The organism is Pseudomonas sp. GZD-209 (genome assembly GCF_049310485.1).
GTDB lineage: Bacteria > Pseudomonadota > Gammaproteobacteria > Pseudomonadales > Pseudomonadaceae > Aquipseudomonas > Aquipseudomonas sichuanensis.
On the sequence record NZ_JBMOWQ010000019.1, the window covers coordinates 23,543 to 43,697 of the forward strand.

The window sequence follows — 20,155 nt, forward strand, 5'->3', positions numbered from 1 at the left end:
CCCCTTATTTCTCTATTGAGTTTGTTTCTAAGTATGTAATGAAAAGCGTGTGTAACGAGCGCTGGGTGGCCTGTTGACAATGGCGTGCCGCTTTATAGCAAGGGCCCGAAAAAGCTGTCAACCAAAGCCCCCCAGCGAAATACTTACTAATGCGTGCTGATTCTTTCCTTAGCATCGCTGTCGCGCTTGTCATCTTTGGCGACAATCTCCGGAGCCACATCTGGCAAGGGCTCCGGGGCGTATTGCAGCGCAATTTGGAGGACTTCGTCAATCCATTTGACCGGTTTGATCTGAAGATCCTGTTTGATATTTTCCGGAATTTCCTTCAAGTCGCGAACATTCTCCTCGGGAATGATCACCGTCTTGATCCCGCCACGGTGTGCCGCCAGCAGTTTTTCCTTGAGGCCACCAATGGCCAGGACCTGGCCACGCAGGGTGATCTCGCCGGTCATCGCGACATCTGCGCGCACCGGGATCTGGGTCAGCGCCGAGACCAATGCAGTGCACATGCCGATGCCTGCACTCGGGCCATCCTTGGGTGTGGCACCTTCGGGCATATGGATGTGAACGTCGCGCTTCTCATGGAAGTCTGCAGCGATCCCCAGGCTTGCGGCACGGCTGCGCACCACGGTTTGCGCAGCGGTAATCGACTCGACCATGACGTCGCCCAGCGAGCCGGTCTTGATCAGTTGGCCCTTGCCGGGAATGACCACAGCTTCGATGGTCAGCAGCTCACCACCCACCTGGGTCCAGGCAAGGCCGGTGACCTGGCCGATCTGGTCCTGCTGCTCGGCGAGGCCATAGCGGAATTTCTTCACGCCCAGCAGTTGCTCGAGCTGTTCGCCAGTGACCTTGACCTTGACCTGCTTCTGCCCCGTGTGCTCCTTGACCACCTTGCGGCACACCTTGGCGATCTGCCGCTCCAGGCCCCGCACACCGGCTTCGCGGGTGTAGTAGCGAATGATGTCGCGGATCGCCGAAACATCGACCTCCAGCTCATCCTTCTTCAAGCCGTTGGCCTTGACCTGCTTGGGCACCAGGTACTTGACCGCGATGTTGATCTTCTCGTCCTCGGTGTAACCCGGCAGACGGATGACTTCCATGCGGTCGAGCAGCGCCGGCGGGATGTTCATCGAGTTCGAGGTGCACAGGAACATCACGTCCGACAGGTCGTAGTCGACCTCCAGGTAGTGATCGTTGAAGTTGTGGTTCTGCTCCGGGTCGAGCACTTCCAGCAGTGCCGACGCCGGGTCGCCACGCATGTCGCTGCCCATCTTGTCGATTTCGTCGAGCAGGAACAGCGGGTTGCGTACGCCCACCTTGGTCATTTTCTGGATCAGGCGGCCCGGCATCGAACCAATGTAGGTACGACGGTGACCGCGGATTTCTGCTTCGTCACGCACGCCACCGAGGGCCATGCGCACGAACTTGCGATTGGTGGCAGCGGCAATCGACTCGGCCAGCGAGGTCTTGCCCACGCCAGGCGGGCCGACCAGGCACAGCACCGGGCCGCGAATCTTCTTCACCCGCTTCTGCACGGCGAGGTATTCGAGAATGCGTTCCTTGACCTCTTCCAGGCCATAGTGGTCGGCATCGAGGATCTCTTCGGCCTTGGCCAGGTCCAGGCGCACCTTGCTCTGGGCCTTCCACGGCACCTGCACCAGCCAGTCCAGGTACGAACGCACCACGGTGGCTTCAGCGGACATTGGCGACATCTGCTTGAGCTTGTTGAGCTCGGCCTGGGCCTTGGTCAGGGCGTCTTTCGGCAGGCCGGCGGCTTCGATGCGTTTCTTGAGCTCTTCGACTTCGTTGTGGCCTTCGTCGCCATCGCCGAGCTCTTTCTGAATGGCCTTCATCTGCTCATTCAGGTAGTACTCGCGCTGGCTGCGCTCCATCTGCTTCTTGACCCGACCACGGATGCGCTTCTCGACCTGCAACAGGTCGATCTCGGCATCCAGCAGCGCCAGCACGTGTTCGACACGGGCCTGCAGATCGACAATCTCGAGGATTTCCTGCTTCTGCTCGATCTTCAAGGCCATGTGCGCGGCCATGGTATCGACCAGGCGGCCCGGCTCTTCGATGCTATTGAGTGAAGACAGCACTTCGGCCGGGACTTTTTTGCCCAGCTGGACGTACTGCTCGAACTGCGACAGCAAGGTGCGCACGAAGACTTCGGACTCGCGCTCGGCGGCCTCCACTTCGTCGATCAGGCTGACTTCGGCACGAATGTGGCCATCGACTTCATTGAAGCGTTCGACCGAGCCGCGCTGCTCGCCCTCGACCAGCACCTTGACGGTGCCATCGGGCAGCTTGAGCAGTTGCAGGACGGTGGCGACGGTACCGACGCGGTACAGGGCATCCTCACCCGGATCATCGTCGGCAGGGTTTTTCTGGGCCAGCAGGAGGATCTGCTTTTCGCCCGTCATCGCCGCCTCGAGGGCTTCGATGGACTTCTCACGCCCCACGAACAGTGGGATGACCATGTGCGGATAGACGACAACGTCGCGCAATGGCAAAAGAGGCAAGTCGAGGGTGGTCTTCATGATTTCGCCTCTACAGCGGCCTTGTGGCCGGAAACCGTTGGAAATGATGCTTGGAGCTAATGTGGGGGCAGCCCTTTGAAATTACAAGCGTCGATACCAGGAAATGCAAAAAGGGGCCCGAAGGCCCCTTTCTGCATGCTGCCCCTTGCCCGATCAGGCGTCGGGGGCGGCTTTGGCTTGCGGCTCGCTGTTTTCGTAGATCAGCAGCGGCTTCGAAGTACCCTCGATGACGCTCTCGTCGATCACCACCTTGCTGACTTCCTTCTGCGAAGGAATCTCGTACATGGTGTCGAGCAGCACGCCTTCCAGGATCGAACGCAGGCCACGGGCACCGGTCTTGCGATCCAGCGCCTTGCGGGCAACGGCCTTGAGCGCATCGCTGCGGAACTCGAGGTCGACGCTTTCCATTTCGAACAGCTTGGCGTATTGCTTGGTCAGCGCGTTCTTCGGCTCGGTCAGAATCTGCATCAGTGCAGCCTCGTCCAGCTCGTCCAGCGTCGCCAGTACCGGCAGACGACCGACGAACTCGGGGATGAGACCAAACTTGACCAGATCGTCCGGCTCGACCTCACGCAGAGACTCGCCGACTTTCTTGCCTTCTTCCTTGCTGCGCACTTCTGCACTGAAACCGATACCACCCTTGGTGGAACGGTTCTGGATGACCTTTTCCAGGCCAGAGAAGGCGCCACCGCAGATGAACAGGATATTGCGGGTATCAACCTGCAGGAATTCCTGTTGCGGGTGCTTGCGACCACCTTGCGGCGGCACGGAAGCGACGGTGCCTTCGATCAGTTTCAGCAGTGCCTGCTGCACGCCCTCACCCGAAACATCGCGGGTAATGGACGGGTTGTCCGACTTGCGCGAGATCTTGTCGATCTCGTCGATGTAGACGATGCCCATCTGGGCCTTTTCCACGTCGTAGTCGCACTTTTGCAGCAGTTTCTGAATGATGTTCTCGACGTCCTCACCCACATAACCGGCTTCGGTCAGGGTGGTGGCGTCAGCAATGGTGAACGGTACGTTCAGCAGGCGCGCGAGGGTTTCGGCGAGCAGCGTCTTGCCCGAGCCGGTTGGCCCGATCAGCAGGATGTTGCTTTTGCCGAGTTCGACTTCGTCGCCCTTCTTGTCACGCTGGTTCAGGCGCTTGTAGTGGTTGTACACCGCTACGGCAAGCACCTTCTTGGCGCGCTCCTGACCAATGACGTACTGGTCCAGGATGCCGCTGATTTCTTTCGGCGAGGGTAACTTGTGCGCGTTGCTCTCGGCCTGGGCTTCCTGCACCTCCTCACGGATGATGTCGTTGCACAGGTCGACGCACTCGTCGCAGATAAATACCGAGGGGCCGGCAATCAACTTGCGCACTTCGTGCTGGCTTTTGCCGCAGAAGGAGCAATAGAGCAATTTGCCGTTGTCCTCGCCGTTACGGGTGTCAGTCATTCGATCGATCCAATCCGGTAGGCTTGAAACACAAGATGAAGGCAATCGCAGGCTTTTTCAAGTCCGCGGTCGGGCACACTGCGCACCCGACCGCTCTGGCGCATTGCTTCAGGATGCCAGTTGCCGCTTGTCGTAGACCGAGTCGATCAGGCCGTACTCGGCCGCGCGCGCAGCGCTCATGAAGTTGTCACGCTCGGTATCGCGCTTGATGGTCTCGAGCGACTGGCCGGTGTGATGGGCCAGCAGTTCGTTCAGGCGCGCCTTGATGTTGAGGATTTCCTGGGCATGGATCTCGATGTCGGTCGCCTGGCCCTGGAAGCCGCCGAGCGGCTGGTGAATCATCACCCGCGAGTTCGGCAGGCAGTGGCGCTTGCCAGCGGCACCGGCCGCCAACAGGAAGGCGCCCATGCTGCAGGCCTGGCCGATGCAGATGGTCGAGACGTCCGGCTTGATGAACTGCATGGTGTCGTAGATCGACATGCCGGCAGTCACCGAACCGCCCGGCGAGTTGATGTACAGATGGATATCCTTGTCCGGGTTTTCCGCTTCCAGGAACAGCAGCTGCGCCACCACCAGGTTGGCCATGTAGTCTTCTACGGGGCCGACCAGGAAGATCACCCGCTCCTTCAAGAGGCGCGAGTAGATGTCATAGGCGCGTTCGCCACGGGCGGACTGCTCGATAACCATCGGGACCAGGCCGCCTGCGGCCTGGATGTCAGAGCTCTGCTGAATATAAGAATTGCGGGACATGTCCTGCACTCACTCCCAAATAGTCATGGCTTGAATACGCACAAGCCAGCGCGAAGGCTGGCTTGTGGGGGTTTCCTACGAGAGTAGCCTGTTACTCAGCGTCGGCTTGAGCCTGTGCTGGCTTTACAGCTTCTTCGTACGAGACCGATTTGTCGGTCACAGTCGCTTTCTGCAGGACAGTATCTACAACTTGCTCTTCCAGTACAACCGAACGCACTTCGTTCAGTTGCTGGTCGTTCTTGTAGTACCAGGCGATAACCTGCTCTGGCTCCTGGTAGGCCGAAGCCATTTCTTCGATCATTTCGCGCACTTTGGCGTCGTCCGGCTTCAGGTCGAACTGCTTGACCACTTCGGCGACGATCAGGCCCAGCACCACGCGGCGCTTGGCTTGCTCTTGGAACAGCTCGGCCGGCAGTTGATCAGGCTTGATGTTGCCACCGAACTGCTGGACAGCCTGCACGCGCAGACGGTTGACTTCGTTTTCCAGCAGGGCTTTTGGCACTTCGATCGGGTTGGCGGCCAGCAGACCGTCCATGACCTGGTTCTTGACCTTGGTCTTGGTGGCCTGACGCAGTTCACGCTCCATGTTCTTGCGAACTTCGGTGCGGAAGCCTTCCAGGGTCGACTCTTTGATACCGAATTGAGCGAAGAACTCTTCGTTCAGTTCTGGCAGCTGTGGTGCCGAAACGCTGTTGACGGTGATGGTGAACTCGGCGGCTTTGCCAGCCAGGTCGAGGTTCTGGTAGTCCTCTGGGAAGGTCACGTTGACAACGCGCTCTTCACCGGCCTTGGCGCCGACCAGGCCTTCTTCGAAGCCTGGGATCATGCGGCCGGAACCCAGCACCAGCTGAGTGCCCTTGGCCGAACCACCGGCGAAGGCTTCACCGTCGATCTTGCCAACGAAGTCGATATTGACTTGGTCGTCGTTCTGCGCAGCGCGCTCGACGGCCTCGAAACGGGTGTTCTGATTGCGCAGCACGTCCAGCATCTTGTCCAGGTCGGCATCGGCCACTTCGGCGCTCAGGCGCTCGACGCTGATCGATTCCAGGCCCGAAACGGTGAACTCAGGGAAGACTTCGAAGATGGCGACGAACTCGAGGTCCTTGCCCTTTTCGAACGACTTCGGCTCAACGGCAGGGGCGCCGGCCGGGTTCAGCTTCTGCTCGACGATAGCTTCGTAGAAGGAGGCCTGGACCAGGTCACCGAAAGCTTCCTGACGGGCATCGGCTTCGAAACGCTGGCGAATGACGCTCATCGGCACCTTGCCAGGACGGAAGCCTGCAACCTTGGCGCGACGGGCAGTCTGCTGCAGACGCTTGTTGACTTCGTTCTCGACGCGCTCGGCCGGAACGGCGATGGTCATGCGGCGCTCGAGAGCGGAAGTGTTTTCAACAGAAACTTGCATGGATATTCCTCGTTGCACAGACGTTAGCCGGCGATAGCCCGACTCCAGAATCAAGGGCAAGCATTCTAGTGACTCATGCAGCAGAAGTCACCCCACCCGGATTGTCGGCAGACCACGCCGGTCGATTTCCCTGAAAGGCCCGAGCGCCGTGGCGTCGAGCCTGTTTAAGCATTGCCCGCGCAGGCCGTCACAGGCCGCGCGATTGTAAAACCTTGTCAAACAAACCCCGCCCAACCCGAACGCACCTTTTATTACGGCTCGATCTCGTTGAACTGGCAGTATTCTTCCCACTCCATCCCCAGCGCCTCAGCCACCTCGCGGTGGGTTTCCAGGCGCATCGCCTGCAGCTGCTCCGGGGTTTCGGCGATCAATTGCAGGGCCAACTCCCAGGGCTGGACACCCTGCTCATCGGCGGCATCCTCGAACGCCCACTCGATCTGCTGCGCCTGCTCGCGCGCATCCAGCTCGCGAATCTCCTCGAGCAGTTGCGGATTGGCTTCGGCGAAACGTTGCAGCGCCAGGGCCTGGCGCGCTTCTTTTGCGATCATTTGCGGTATTCCTCTGCCAGCATCTTGGCCGGACGGTCAACCGGCTGAAATCTAACAGCTTTTATTGGGGCATCAATAGAGGATTGCAAGGGGTGAGCCGAGCAATGATTGCAAGCCCCTCAACCCGGGCCTTGCAGCCGCTGCGAGCTCGAGCGCCGCAAACCATGCAATGCAAAAACAACAAAGGCGCCCGATCTTTCGACCAAGGCGCCTTCGTAAAATATGGGGTGGACGATGGGAATCGAACCCACGACAACCGGAATCACAATCCGGCGCTCTACCAACTGAGCTACGCCCACCATAATGCAGTGTTGCGGTACAGCCTTACAGAAACATGGTGCGGACGAAGAGACTCGAACTCTTACAGCTTGCGCCGCTGGAACCTAAATCCAGTGTGTCTACCAATTTCACCACGTCCGCATGAAGCGCTTAAAACAAAGGCGCCTGATCATTCAATCCTGGCGCCTCTGCCGAATCTGGGGTGGACGATGGGAATCGAACCCACGACAACCGGAATCACAATCCGGCGCTCTACCAACTGAGCTACGCCCACCATATTGCGTTACTGCTTACTTGCCCAGGCCTAATGGCGCACCCGGCAGGACTCGAACCTGCGACCATCCGCTTAGAAGGCGGATGCTCTATCCAGCTGAGCTACGGGCGCTTAAGCTTTCAGTCCGACTTAACAAGCCAACAAACCGCTTATTCTGTCCGACTTTGCCAACCCGTGCCAGGCAGTGCCCGACAAGTGCGGCGAATCTTATAGCCGACCCTCAAAGTCGTCAACATGTTTCTGAAAAAAATTTAAATTATTGAAGGGGTTAGGGGATTTGCCCGACCACCCGCCTTTGCCCTTGCGCCGTGTCGTGCGAGAATGCGCGCTTCTTCATGTTTCCTTCTCGATGGTTAATCACGCGTCTATGACTGCACACCTTATCGATGGCAAGACGATCGCCGCCAACCTGCGCAAGCAGATCGCGCAACGTGTCGCGGAGCGCCGCCAGCAGGGCCTGCGTACGCCAGGCCTGGCAGTGATCCTGGTCGGTACCGACCCGGCCTCCCAAGTCTATGTCTCGCACAAGCGCAAGGACTGCGAAGAAGTCGGCTTCATCTCGCAGGCCTTCGACCTGCCCAGCGAGACCACCCAGCAGGCCCTGACCGAGCTGATCGACCGCCTCAACGACGACCCGGCCGTCGATGGCATCCTGCTGCAGTTGCCGCTGCCCGCGCACCTGGACGCCTCGCTGCTGCTCGAGCGCATTCGCCCGGACAAGGACGTCGACGGCTTCCACCCGTACAACATCGGCCGCCTCGCGCAACGCATCCCGCTGCTGCGCCCGTGCACCCCAAAGGGCATCATCACCCTGCTGGAAAGCACCGGCCAGGACCTGTACGGAATGAACGCGGTCATCGTCGGCGCTTCCAACATCGTCGGCCGTCCGATGGCCATGGAACTGCTGCTGGCCGGCTGCACCGTCACCGTCTGCCACCGCTTCACCAAGGACCTGGCCGGTCACGTCGGCCGTGCCGACCTGCTGGTGGTCGCCGCCGGCAAGCCGGGCCTGGTCAAGGGTGAGTGGGTCAAGGAAGGCGCGATCGTCATCGACGTCGGCATCAACCGCCAGGAAGACGGCAAGCTGGTCGGCGACGTGGTCTACGAGACCGCCCTGCCCCGCGCTGGCTGGATCACCCCGGTACCCGGCGGCGTCGGCCCGATGACCCGCGCCTGCCTGCTGGAAAATACGCTGTATGCCGCTGAAGAGCTGCACAAGTAAGTTGGCGTGAAGCGAAAACGGCACCTCTGGCAGGTGCCGTTTTTTTTGCCTGGCGTTTTTGCAAAAACCCTATCGGGGGGGGGGGAGGGGGGCCCCCACTCACAACAAAGGGAGAGGGTGAGGACATAAAGGAAACCAGTAACCCCGTTGAGTGGTGGTGTTGCGTCCTCTTCCCCCGCGATGAGGCCCTTGAAGCTAACCGATCACTTGCGCGCCGCCTCCCACGACTTGAGCAGTTCGTTGTAGCTGACCGTTTCGCCCTTGGGCTTCTCGTTGGCCAGCTTCGGCTTCGGCGCCCCCGGCTGGTCGAACCAGTACTGGGCATCCTTCTCGGGGTTGAGCTTGGGCGCACAGGTGGCCTGCGCGTTGGAGCGCTGCAGCCGCTCCATCATCCGGTCCTGATCCCGCGCCAGGCCGTCCAGCGCCTCTTGCGGCGTTTTCTCGCCACTGGCCACCTCGGCGATATGGCTCCACCACAGCTGCGCCAGGCGTGGATAATCCGGCACGTTGGTGCCGGTCGGCGTCCACTGCACCCGCGCCGGGCTTCTGTAGAACTCCACCAGCCCGCCCAGCTTGGGCGCCAGGTCGGTCATGGCCTGGGAGTTGATGTCCGACTCGCGGATCGGCGTCAGGCCGACCACGGTCTTCTTCAGCGACACAGTCTTGGAGGTGACGAACTGGGCATACAGCCAGGCCGCCAGACGCTGTTTCTCCGGGGTGGATTTGAAGAAGGTCCAGGAGCCGGTGTCCTGGTAGCCGAGCTTCATCCCCTCCTCCCAGTACGGCCCCTTGGGCGATGGCGCCATGCGCCACTTCGGCGTGCCGTCGGCGTTGACCACCGGCAGCCCGGGCTTGGTCATGTCGGCGGTAAAGGCGGTGTACCAGAAGATCTGCTGGGCGATGTTGCCCTGAGCCGGCACCGGGCCCGCCTCGGAGAAGGTCATGCCCTGGGCTTCCTTGGGGGCGTAGGCGCGCATCCAGTCCACGTACTTCTGCGTGGCGAACACCGCCGCCGGGCCATTGGTGTCGCCGCCGCGGGTCACACTGGAGCCCACCGGGTGGCAGTCCTCCACGCGAATGCCCCACTCGTCCACCGGCAGGCCGTTGGGCAGCCCCTTGTCGCCACCGCCGGCCATGGAAAACCAGGCATCGGTGAAACGCCAGCCCAGCGAAGGGTCCTTCTTGCCATAGTCCATGTGGCCATAGACCCGCTTGCCGTCGATCTCCTTGACGTCCTCGCTGAAGAACTTGGCGATGTCCTCGTAGGCCGACCAGTTCACCGGCACGCCCAACTCGTAGCCGTACTTCTCCTTGAACTTGGCTTTCAGGTCCGGGCGCTCGAACCAGTCGGCGCGGAACCAGTAGAGGTTGGCGAACTGCTGGTCAGGCAACTGGTAGATCTTGCCGTCCGGCGCAGTGGTGAAGGAAATGCCGATGAAGTCCTTCAGGTCCAGGGTTGGCGAGGTGTAGTTCTTGCCCTCATTGGCCATCAGGTCGGTGATCGACTCCACCTTGCCATAGCGAAAGTGCGTGCCGATCAAATCGGAATCGTTGACCCAGCCGTCATAGATGTTCTTGTCCGACTGCATCTGCGTCTGCAGCTTTTCCACCACATCGCCTTCCTGCAGCAGGTCGTGGGTCAACTGGATGCCGGTGATCTCGGTGAAGGCCTTGGCCAGCACCTTGGACTCGTATTCGTGGGTGGTGATGGTTTCCGACACCACGTTGATCTTCATCCCACGGAACGGCTCGGCAGCCTTGATGAACCACTTGAGCTCTTCGAGTTGCTGCTCCGGGGTCAAGGTCGACGGCTTGAACTCGCTGCCGATCCATTTTTTCGCCGCGTCTTCGTACTGGTCGGCCCAGGCCGTGCCGTGCAGGCCGGCCAGCACCAGCAGTGCGGCCAGGGTCAAATGTCGCCGTTTGTTGTCGTTATCGAACATTGTGATCTCCAGATTGCAGAAGGATCCTTGCCCCAGGCTCAACCCCAGCGCAGCACCACCACCAGCCACGCCAGCGACAGCAGCGAGGCCACCCACAACGGCCAGTCGCTCACCCCCACCACCAGCAGATGCAGGTAGGCGCTGACCAACAAGCCGATGAACAGCCGGTCGCCACGGGTCGTGGCAATCGGCAGAAAACCGCGACGTTCCAGGCACGGGCGGCGCAGTTCGAACAGGGTCATGCATATCAACAACAGGCCGATCGCCGTGAAGAACAGCGCGGTCGGCAGGGTCCAGGCCATCCACTCCATCATCCGCCCTCCTCACACCCGGCCCAGGGCAAAGCCCTTGGCCACATGGTTGCGCACGAACCAGATCACCAGCATGCCCGGCAAAATGGTCAGCACCCCGGCGGCCGCCAGCACGCCCCAGTCGATACCCGAGGCGGACACCGTGCGGGTCATCACCGCCGCGATCGGCTTGGCGTTCACCGAAGTGAGGGTGCGTGCCAGCAACAGCTCGACCCACGAGAACATGAAGCAGAAGAAGGCCGTCACGCCGATCCCCGAACCGATCAGCGGGATGAAGATCTTCACGAAGAACCGCGGGAAGCTGTACCCATCGATGTAGGCGGTTTCATCGATTTCCTTCGGCACCCCGCTCATGAAGCCCTCCAGGATCCACACCGCCAATGGCACGTTGAACAGGCAGTGGGCCAGGGCCACGGCAATGTGCGTGTCGAACAGGCCGATCGACGAATACAGCTGGAAGAACGGCAGCAGGAACACCGCCGGCGGCGCCATGCGGTTGGTCAGCAGCCAGAAGAACAGGTGCCGGTCGCCAAGAAAGCGGTAGCGCGAAAAGGCATAGGCCGCCGGCAAGGCCACCGTCAGCGAGATGACCGTGTTCAGGCACACGTAGTACAGCGAGTTGATATAGCCGCTGTACCAGCTGGCGTCGGTGAAGATCACCCGGTAGTTGTCGAAGGTGAACACCTGCGGCCACAACGTCAGCCCACCGAGGATCTCGCTGTTGCTCTTGAACGACATGTTCAGCAGCCAGTAGATCGGCACCAGCAGGAAGAAGAAGTACAACAGCAGGGCCAGCGTTTTGCGCTTGCTCATGGCCTACTCCTTGTCGGCGTGGGTCATGGCTGTGTAGAACAGCCACGACACCAGCAGGATGATCAGGAAGTACACCAGCGAGAACGCCGCCGCCGGCCCCAGGTCGAACTGCCCCACCGCCATACGCGTGAGGGTCTGGCTGAGGAACGTGGTGGCGTTGCCCGGCCCGCCGCCCGTGAGCACGAACGGCTCGGTGTAGATCATGAAGCTGTCCATGAACCGCAGCATCACCGCGATCAGCAGCACATTCTTGAGCTTCGGCAGCTGGATATGGCGAAACACCGCCCAGCCCGATGCCCGGTCGATGCGCGCGGCCTGGTAGTACACGTCGGGGATGGCGCGCAAACCCGAATAGCACAGCAGCGCCACAAGCGAAGTCCAGTGCCACACATCCATCACCAGCACGGTGACCCAGGCGTCGAACGGGTCGCCGGCATAGTTGTAGTTGACCCCAAGCTTGGCCAGCGTCGCACCGAGCAGACCGATGTCGGCACGGCCGAAGATCTGCCAGATGGTGCCCACCACGTTCCACGGGATCAGCAACGGGATGGCCATGAGGATCAGGCACACCGACGCCATGCGCCCACGGGTCGGCATGGTCAGGGAGATCGCGATGCCCAGCGGGATTTCGATGGCCAGCACGCACCCGGAATAGATGAACTGGCGCAGCAGCGCATCATGCAGCGCCGGGTCGCGCAGCACCTGGCGGTACCAGTCGGCGCCGACGAAATAACGGCTGGAGGCATCGAAGATGTCCTGCACCGAGTAGTTGACCACGGTCATCATCGGGATCACGGCGCTGAACGCCACCAGCAGGAACACCGGCAGCACCAGCCACCAGGCCTTGTTGTTCGGCACCTTGTTCATGCCTCGGCCTCCACCAGCAGATCGTCAAGGTAGAGCATCAGCCATTGCGGCGGCAGGCTTACCCAGGCCCGGCCATGGGGCACCACCTGGTCCTCGCCCAGGCGCGCCTTGAGGGTGACCCCCGCCAGCACCAGCGTGAGGATGCGGTAGGTCCCCAGGTCCTCCACGTCCACCACGCGCGTCTCGAAAGCGTTGTCGAAGGGGTGCTCCCACACCTGCACGAACTCCGGGCGAATGCCCACCTGCAAACGCCCGCCTTCGGACCTTGCCAGGCGCTCACGCACCCCCTCGTGCAATACCAGGTGGACATCGCCAAAGCTCACGCCGTCGGCCTCGGCGCGCACATCGATCAGATTCATTCCGGGGCTGCCGATGAAATAACCGACGAAGGTATGCCGGGGCCGTTCGAACAGCTCGCGCGGGGTGCCGAACTGGACGATGCGCCCGGCGTGCATCACCGCGATCTTGTCGGCGAAGGTCGAGGCCTCCAGCTGATCGTGGGTGACGTAGATCATGGTGATGTTGAACTGTTCGTGGATCTGCTTGAGCTTGCGCCGCAGCTTCCATTTCAGGTGCGGGTCGATCACCGTCAGCGGCTCGTCGAAGAGGATCGCCGACACGTCGTCGCGCACCAGCCCGCGGCCCATGGAGACCTTCTGCTTTTCGTCGGCGCTGAGGTTGCGCGCGCGCTTGTGCAGCACCGCGGTCAGCTCCAGCACCTCGGCGATTTCCTCGACCCGCGCACCTACCCGCGCCTCGTCCAAGCCCTGGTTACGCAGGGGGAAGGCCAGGTTGTCGAACACCGTCATGGTGTCGTACACCACCGGGAACTGGAACACCTGGGCGATGTTGCGCTGCTGCGGGGTCAAGGCGTTGACCACCTTGCCGTCGAACAGCACCTCGCCATGGGAGGGCGCCAGCAGGCCAGAGATGATGTTGAGCAAGGTCGACTTGCCGCAGCCGGACGGCCCGAGCAAGGCATAGGCACCGCCCTGAGCCCACACATGCTCCAGCTCATGCAAGGCGTAGTCGTCGGCGCTTGCGGGCGAGCGGCTGTAACTGTGGGCCAGCTGGTGCAGGCGGATCTCGGCCATCAGGCGCTCCTCGCGTCGCGCAGGCGTGGCGCCTGCACCAGGGTGTCGGCGCTGTCGAAGATGAACAGCTTGTGGGTGGGGACGAACACGCGGATCGGCGTGTCCACCTGATATTCGTGCACGCCCGGCAGGTGCAGGGTCATGCGCCAGTGCTCGTTGCGCACATGCAGGAAGGTTTCCGAGCCGCTGATCTCGGCCAGCTCCACCAACACCGCCAGCTCCAGGTCATCATCGCGCGACGGCACCAGGGTCAGGTGGCCGGGGCGGATGCCGAAACGATACTCGCCGTCCGCCAGGTCGCGCAGGTCGGCCGTGCGGGCAAAGTGCACGGCACCGGCCAGGCTCACCTCGTTGCCGACGATGCGCCCGGGCACCAGGTTGATCGGCGGCTCGCAGAACAGCTCGGCGGCCAGCACGCTGGCGGGCCGTTGATACACCTCGGTGGTGCGGCCGCTCTGGATCACCCGGCCCTCGTGCAGCAAGGTGGTGGTGCCGCCCAAGGCCAGCGCCTCGTTGGGCTCGGTGGTGGCATACACGGCGATGCAGTTGCGCTCGGCGAACAGGCTGCGCAGCTCCTGGCGCAGGCCCTCGCGCAGCTTGTAGTCGAGGTTGACCAGGGGCTCGTCGAACAGGATCAGCGAGGCGTCCTTGACCAATGCCCGGGCCATGGCGGTGCGCTGCTGCTGGCCACCCGACAGTTCCAGCGGCAGGCGCCCGAGAAAGGGCTCGATGCGCAACATCTCGGCCGTTTCGCGCACACGCCGCTGGATGTCCGGTTCGGCCATGCGCGCCTGACGCAACGGCGAGGCGATGTTCTCGAACACCGTGAGCGTGGGGTAGTTGATGAACTGTTGATAGACCATCGATACGTTGCGGCTGCGCACCGGGCGCCCGGTGACATCCTCGCCATCCATCAGCACGCGGCCACTGTCCGGGCGGTCGAGGCCGGCCATCAGGCGCATCAGGCTGGTCTTGCCGGCCAGGGTGCGGCCCAGCAGCACGTTGAACGAGCCGGGCTCGAAGCGCAGGCTGGCGTCGTCGATCCACAGCTGGTTGTCGACACTGCGGCGTACCTGCTCCAGCACCAGGGACATGGCGTGGCCTTCTTGTAATGGTTGTCCAGCCCCCTCAGCCAGTTCCGTGCCAGCCCGGCACAACCGCTCTATACCGGCATCTCGCGCCCGGGCGCGGCACCCGGCCTGTACAGAAGTGAACAGTTTCGCTGAACAACTGAACACCCTCGGGTTTGACATTGAACAGCACTGAACGACACTCAATCGCGGTCGCCAATAAAAACAACACCCCACAGGACAGGCCCATGGCCCACTCCGTTTCGACCCACGCCCAACTGATCCAGGCCTCCTGGGCGCGCTGCCGCGAGCACGGTCTGCAGCCCCAGCAAGCGCCCGACTTCGATTGCCTGACCGGTGCCGAGCTCGATGCCCTGCTCGAACGCAACCAAGTCCTCCTGCGCCTCACCCATGACGACGTGCTGCCGCAATACGCGCACCTGCTGGGCAACGCCAGCCACCTGGTGATGCTCGGCGACGCCAGCGGCTGCCTGCTCGGCGCCTGGGGTACCCGGCGCTTCGTCGACCCGCACCAGCAACACGCCTTCAGCCCCGGCGCACGCTGGCGCGAGCAAGGCGTCGGCACCAACGCGCTGGGCACGGCATTGGTGTGCGGCGAGGCCATCCATGTCGGCCAGGACGAGCACTACCTGAGGCAGAACCGCTACATGGCCAGCGCCGCCGCACCGCTGTTCGACGCCGAACGGCGCCTGGTCGGCGTACTCGACGTGGCCAGCGACGGCTACCTGCCCGCCGCCCAGACCCTGGGCCTGGTGCGCATGCTCAGCCAGAGCCTGGAGAACCGGCTGATCCTCGCCGGGCCCGGTGAGCAGCATTGGCAACTGCTGTTCAACACCGCCGCTGACAATCTCGACAGCCCCTGGGCCGGCCTGCTGTTGTTCGACGAACGCGGCGAGGTGCGTGCGGCCAACCACCGCGCAGGCAGCCTGTTGGGCGCCGACCCGCGCCACCTGAACCTGGCGCAGCTGTTCCAGGTGCCATTGCGGCAGATCCTCGAACACGCCGAAGGGCGCCCCTTCGCCCTGCTCGCCCATGGTCGCCAACGCCTGCATTGCCAGTGGCAGGGGCCACGCCGGCCACCCACGCGCCGTGTGCCCAGCTCCACGGATGCGCGTGTGAGCAAGGCGCTGGCCCAGGCCGGTGTGCTGCTGGAGAAGGACATCCCGCTGCTGGTGCAGGGCGAGACCGGGGTAGGCAAGGAGGTGTTCGTCAACGCCCTGCACCAGGCCAGCAGCCGGGCGCGCCAGCCGCTGATCGCGGTCAACTGCGCGGCGATCCCGGCCGAACTGGTGGAGTCGGAGCTGTTCGGCTACGAAAAAGGCGCCTTCACCGGCGCCCACCACAAAGGCAACCCCGGGCTGATCCGCAAGGCCGACGGCGGCGTGCTGTTCCTCGACGAAATCGGCGACATGCCGTTGGCCACCCAGGCCCGCCTGCTGCGTGTACTGCAGGCCCGCAGCATCCAGCCGCTGGGCAGTGGCGAGCCGGTGGCGCTGGACATACGCGTGGTGTCGGCGAGCAACCGCGACCTGGCCGCCGAGGTGCGCGCCGGGCGTTTTCGTCAGGACCTTTATTACCGCATTGCCGGGTTGACCCTGGTGCTGCCGGCGCTGCGCGAACGCAGTGACCGCCGCGCGCTGATCGAAGAGGTGCATGGGCGCCATCGCGAGCCCGGCCAGCCCGAGCGCCTGGCGGATGATGTGCTGGTGCTGCTGGAACGGCATCCCTGGCCGGGCAATCTGCGTGAGCTGGTCAGTGTGATGCAGGTGGCGCTGGCATTGGCTGGCGATCAGCCGGTCGGGGTGGGTCATCTGCCGGACAGCTTTCTGGCTGAGGCGGGGGAAAACGCTGTGCATGAACACGCCCCGAATGACCTGGGTGAACTGCTGCGCCGAGCCAATGGCAACCTCTCTTCGGTGGCCCGTGCGCTGGGGGTCAGCCGCACGACCCTGTACAAGCGGCTGCGCGCACGTGGGCTGGTGGTACCCAACGAATAGGACGCAAGCACTGCCATCCCATCGCGGGGCAAGCCCGCTCCCACACCTATGAGCTTGCACATTCTAGGGGTTTGCACATTCTGTGTAGGAGCGGCCTTGTGCCGCGAAAGGGCTGCAGAGCAGCCCCGGCAATGTTTGTTGCGTAGCTAAAAAATGGGGGCCGCTTCGCGACCCTTTCGCGGCACAAGGCCGCTCCTACAGAAAAGCAGTGCCAGGCACTGGCAAAGCCGTCGCGATAGAGCCATCACAACAGATTCCGCTGCCAAACCCGCTATTTCAGCTGAACCCGCCGCCCACCCCACGCGCTTCAGCCGGGATTTCGCCCTGATCCGCCCGACAATGGTCACACAGCCCACCCGTGGATGCGTGCCCAATGCAAACAACAAATACCGTCCTCATGATTCGCCCGGCGCGGTTCGCCTTCAACCCGGACACCGCCGTTAACAACCGCTTCCAGCAGGCCCCACTGGACCCTGATACCGCCAGCGCCAAGGCCCTGGAAGAGTTCGACGGCTACGTCGCCAGCCTGCGCCAGCACGGCGTTGAAGTGCTGGTGGTGCAGGACACCCCCGAGCCACACACGCCCGATTCGATCTTCCCCAACAACTGGTGGAGCAGCCACGCCGACGGCAGCCTGGTGCTCTACCCGATGGAAGGCCAGAACCGCCGCCTGGAGCGCAGCAAGGGCGTGCTGCGGGCACTGGACGAGCGTTTCAGCATCAAACAGACCGTCGATCTGAGCCCGCTGGAACAGCAGAATCTGTTCCTCGAAGGCACCGGCAGCATGGTCCTGGACCGCGAACACCGCATCAGCTATGCCTGCCACTCCGGCCGCACCCACCAACAGGCCCTGCGCCAGTTCGCCGAGCAGCTCGACTACCGCCTGTGCCTGTTCCACGCCGTCGACCGCCAGCACGCGCCGATCTACCACAGCAACGTGATGATGAACGTCGGCCGCCAGCTCGCCGTGGTGTGCCTCGACGCCCTGCCCCACGCCGACGAGCGCCGGGCCCTGGAACACTCGCTGCGCGACACCGGCAAACAAGTGCTGGCGCTCAATCACGACCAGCTGGAGAACTTCGCCGGCAACATGCTCGAAGTGCACGACCGCGACGGTCGCTCGCTGCTGGTGATGTCGCGCAGCGCCTGGCGCTCGCTGGACACCGGCCAGCGCAGCCAGGTCGAGCGCCACAGCCACCCGCTGGTGGTGAACATCGACCATATCGAACGCATCGGCGGCGGCAGCGCGCGCTGCATGCTCGCCGAAGTCCACCTGCCCTCGCGCCACTGAATTCAAAGGAGAATCACCATGACCCGCTATATCGACGTGCAAGACCTCGCCCGCCTGGTCAACCGCAAGGGCCTGCCCACCTGCCTGGCAGAAATGGCCGAGTACATCCGCCAGGACTACCTGCGCTGGCACGACTTCGAAAAATGCCCACGCCTGGCCAACCACTCGCCGGACGGGGTGATCGAGCTGATGCCGGTGTCCGACGCCAGCCTGTACGCCTTCAAGTACGTCAACGGCCACCCCAAGAACACCCACAACGGCCTGCTCACGGTGATGGCCTTCGGCGCCCTGGGCGACGTCGATACCGGCGCGCCGGTGCTGCTCAGCGAAATGACCCTGACCACCGCGATCCGCACCGCCGCCACCTCCGCCCTGGCCGCCCGCTACCTGGCGCGCAAGGACAGCAAGCGCATGGCGCTGATCGGCAACGGCTCGCAAAGCGAGTTCCAGGCCATCGCCTTCCACACCCTGCTGGGCATCGAGGAGATTCGCCTGTTCGACATCGACCGCGCAGCCTCGGAAAAACTCGCGGCCAACCTGGCCGGCTACCCACAACTGAAACTGACCATCGCCGCCAGCGTGGCCGATGCGGTGCGCGGCAGCGACATCGTCACCACGGTCACCGCCGACAAGGCCTACGCCACCATCCTCACCCCCGAAATGATCGAGCCCGGCATGCACCTGAATGCCGTGGGCGGTGACTGCCCGGGCAAGACCGAGCTGCACCGCGAGATCGTCGAGCGGGCCCGGGTGATCGTCGAGTACGAACCGCAGAGCCGTATCGAAGGCGAGATCCAGCAGATGCCAGCCGATTCGCCGACCACCGAGTTCTGGCAGGTGGTCGAAGGCATCGCGGCCGGGCGCGAGAGCGCCGAGCAGGTGACGCTGTTCGACTCGGTCGGTTTTGCCATCGAGGACTACTCGGCGCTGCGCTATGTGCTGGATGTGGCCAAGGCGCTGGACATTGGCCATGACATCAACCTGGTGCCGGAGCTGGCCAATCCGAAGGATCTGTTCGCCCTGCTGCAGCCGGCGGCGGTTGAACGCAAGGCCAGCGCTGCCTGATCGGACCATCGCGGGGGGGGGGGGAGAGGCCATAGGAGGGGGGGGAAGGAGGGGGGGAAAGATGGCTCACACAAGAATCGTGGGAGAGCCCCCCCTCTATGGTGGGGGGGGGTGGGGGGGGGGGCCCCCCCCCCCCCCGCGATGACAGAAACCGCTGTCGCACTTCCATAAATCCTTGTCGCAACAGCCGATTCGGCTGCAGCAAGCAACTCAACAGCCGAATCCGGCCATGTGCGCGCCGGCAAACGACACAAAAAACCGCTCTACCTCGCGCATTCTGACCGCGACCAACGAGTCACCCACAAGAACAGTTACAGAGCCACACGCTTGCACTGCCCCTACTTCCAATAACAACACCCAGGGACCTACACCTATGCTCACCCTACGAAAACGCCTCGGCGTGCTGCTGTTCTCGTTGTGCGCCACCACCGTTGCCCAGGCCAAGGAATGGACCGAGATCCGCTTTGGCGTCTACCCCGAATACCCGCCCTTCGAATCCGTCGCCGCCGATGGCAGCCTGCAAGGCTTCGACATCGAACTGGGCAACGCCATCTGCGAAAAACTCCAGGTCAAGTGCAGCTGGGTGCACAACGAATTCGACGGCATGATCCCCGCCCTGCGGGCGCGCAAGTTCGACGCCATCATGTCGTCGATGGCCGTCACCCCGGCCCGCCAGAAACAGATCGATTTCACCAGCCGCCTGTTCCTCAGCCCCACCTCGGTGATCGTGCGCAAGTCCGCAGGCTTCGGTGACACCGTCGAATCGCTCAAGGGCAAGCAGGTCGGCGTGCTGCAAGGCTCGCTGCAGGAAGCCTATGCTCGCGCCGTACTGGCACCGCTGGGCGCTCAGGTCAAGGCCTACCAGGCCCAGGACCAGAACTACGCCGACCTGATGAACGGCCGCCTCGACGCCACCGTCACCGACAAGCTCGAAGCCCAGCTCAACTTCCTCTCCAAGCCCGAAGGCGCCGACTTCAAGAGCGGCCCGGCGATCAAGGACCCAAGCTTGCCGCTGGACATCGCCATGGGCCTGCGCAAGACCGACCCGGAGCTCAAGGCCCTGCTCGATAAAGGCATCGCCATGATCCACGCCGATGGCACCTACGCCGCGATCCAGAAGAAGTACGTCGGCGAGCTGGACATCTACAACGAGTGACCTACAGCGCTGATCGCGGGGGGGAAGGAACCACCCCATGGCACCTCCCCACATAGAGAAAGACTTCCC

16 protein-coding genes and 4 tRNA genes are annotated in these 20,155 nt (G+C 62.7%); 5 read left to right on the forward strand and 15 right to left on the reverse strand.

Annotated elements, in window-relative coordinates; all coding sequences use genetic code 11:
• Positions 1-146: 146 nt before the first annotated feature.
• The 9 genes from lon to ACO6VM_RS02945 all read right to left on the reverse strand — a co-directional run bounded on the left by lon (position 147) and on the right by ACO6VM_RS02945 (position 7,347).
• Entirely contained in the window at positions 147-2,543 is a 2,397-nt protein-coding gene (gene lon / locus ACO6VM_RS02905) for an endopeptidase La (RefSeq protein ID WP_401056981.1), read from the reverse strand.
• Positions 2,544-2,696: 153 nt separating this feature from the next.
• On the reverse strand, positions 2,697-3,980 hold the full coding sequence (gene clpX, locus ACO6VM_RS02910; RefSeq protein ID WP_125463465.1) for an ATP-dependent Clp protease ATP-binding subunit ClpX: 1,284 nt from the start codon (positions 3,978-3,980) through the stop codon (positions 2,697-2,699).
• A 108-nt stretch (positions 3,981-4,088) separates the two neighbouring features.
• Positions 4,089-4,730: an ATP-dependent Clp endopeptidase proteolytic subunit ClpP gene (clpP, locus tag ACO6VM_RS02915; RefSeq protein WP_011533114.1), complete on the reverse strand. Its 642-nt coding sequence runs from the start codon at positions 4,728-4,730 to the stop codon at positions 4,089-4,091.
• Between the two features lie 91 nt (positions 4,731-4,821).
• Positions 4,822-6,135, reverse strand: a complete 1,314-nt coding sequence (gene tig / locus ACO6VM_RS02920) for a trigger factor (RefSeq protein WP_401056980.1) — start codon at positions 6,133-6,135, stop codon at positions 4,822-4,824.
• A gap of 251 nt (positions 6,136-6,386) precedes the next feature.
• Positions 6,387-6,683, reverse strand: coding sequence for a DUF6388 family protein (locus ACO6VM_RS02925; protein WP_401056979.1), 297 nt, complete (start codon positions 6,681-6,683; stop codon positions 6,387-6,389).
• 223 nt (positions 6,684-6,906) lie between these two features.
• Positions 6,907-6,982 (reverse strand) — tRNA-His (locus tag ACO6VM_RS02930).
• Positions 6,983-7,018: 36 nt separating this feature from the next.
• Positions 7,019-7,103 (reverse strand) — tRNA-Leu (locus ACO6VM_RS02935).
• Positions 7,104-7,160: 57 nt separating this feature from the next.
• A tRNA-His gene (locus tag ACO6VM_RS02940) sits at positions 7,161-7,236 on the reverse strand.
• A 34-nt stretch (positions 7,237-7,270) separates the two neighbouring features.
• Positions 7,271-7,347 (reverse strand) — tRNA-Arg (locus tag ACO6VM_RS02945).
• Between the two features lie 256 nt (positions 7,348-7,603).
• Here ACO6VM_RS02945 and folD point away from each other — a divergent pair.
• Positions 7,604-8,458 carry a bifunctional methylenetetrahydrofolate dehydrogenase/methenyltetrahydrofolate cyclohydrolase FolD gene (gene folD / locus ACO6VM_RS02950; protein ID WP_422402744.1) on the forward strand — a complete coding sequence of 285 codons (855 nt, stop codon included), beginning with the start codon at positions 7,604-7,606 and terminating at the stop codon, positions 8,456-8,458.
• A 203-nt stretch (positions 8,459-8,661) separates the two neighbouring features.
• On the opposite strand, the gene ACO6VM_RS02955 is transcribed toward folD, so the two are convergent.
• From ACO6VM_RS02955 to ACO6VM_RS02980, 6 genes are read right to left on the reverse strand one after another with little or no spacing between them, the layout of a single operon-like run.
• Entirely contained in the window at positions 8,662-10,401 is a 1,740-nt protein-coding gene (locus ACO6VM_RS02955; RefSeq protein WP_110994359.1) for an extracellular solute-binding protein, read from the reverse strand.
• 38 nt (positions 10,402-10,439) lie between these two features.
• Positions 10,440-10,712 carry a DUF2160 domain-containing protein gene (locus tag ACO6VM_RS02960; protein WP_401057146.1) on the reverse strand — a complete coding sequence of 91 codons (273 nt, stop codon included), beginning with the start codon at positions 10,710-10,712 and terminating at the stop codon, positions 10,440-10,442.
• A 12-nt stretch (positions 10,713-10,724) separates the two neighbouring features.
• Entirely contained in the window at positions 10,725-11,525 is an 801-nt protein-coding gene (locus tag ACO6VM_RS02965; RefSeq protein ID WP_125463462.1) for a carbohydrate ABC transporter permease, read from the reverse strand.
• A 3-nt stretch (positions 11,526-11,528) separates the two neighbouring features.
• Positions 11,529-12,392, reverse strand: a complete 864-nt coding sequence (locus ACO6VM_RS02970; RefSeq protein ID WP_401056977.1) for a carbohydrate ABC transporter permease — start codon at positions 12,390-12,392, stop codon at positions 11,529-11,531.
• Positions 12,389-13,486: an ABC transporter ATP-binding protein gene (locus ACO6VM_RS02975; protein WP_401056976.1), complete on the reverse strand. Its 1,098-nt coding sequence runs from the start codon at positions 13,484-13,486 to the stop codon at positions 12,389-12,391. The genes ACO6VM_RS02970 and ACO6VM_RS02975 overlap by 4 nt, the downstream gene beginning before the upstream one ends.
• Positions 13,486-14,580 (reverse strand): ABC transporter ATP-binding protein, encoded by a 1,095-nt coding sequence (locus ACO6VM_RS02980; RefSeq protein ID WP_401056975.1) that lies wholly within the window; start codon positions 14,578-14,580, stop codon positions 13,486-13,488. Before ACO6VM_RS02980 ends, ACO6VM_RS02975 begins: the two co-directional genes overlap by 1 nt.
• Positions 14,581-14,804: 224 nt before the next feature.
• Between ACO6VM_RS02980 and ACO6VM_RS02985 the strand changes: the two genes are divergently transcribed.
• From ACO6VM_RS02985 to ACO6VM_RS03000, 4 genes are all read left to right on the forward strand, one after another.
• Complete coding sequence (locus tag ACO6VM_RS02985) at positions 14,805-16,574, forward strand: sigma-54-dependent Fis family transcriptional regulator (protein WP_422402745.1); 1,770 nt, start codon at positions 14,805-14,807, stop codon at positions 16,572-16,574.
• Between the two features lie 373 nt (positions 16,575-16,947).
• Positions 16,948-17,865, forward strand: a complete 918-nt coding sequence (ctlX, locus tag ACO6VM_RS02990) for a citrulline utilization hydrolase CtlX (protein ID WP_422402746.1) — start codon at positions 16,948-16,950, stop codon at positions 17,863-17,865.
• An 18-nt stretch (positions 17,866-17,883) separates the two neighbouring features.
• Entirely contained in the window at positions 17,884-18,930 is a 1,047-nt protein-coding gene (locus ACO6VM_RS02995; RefSeq protein ID WP_323830567.1) for an ornithine cyclodeaminase, read from the forward strand.
• Between the two features lie 373 nt (positions 18,931-19,303).
• Positions 19,304-20,086, forward strand: coding sequence for an ABC transporter substrate-binding protein (locus tag ACO6VM_RS03000; RefSeq protein WP_422402747.1), 783 nt, complete (start codon positions 19,304-19,306; stop codon positions 20,084-20,086).
• The last annotated feature ends 69 nt before the right edge of the window (positions 20,087-20,155 follow it).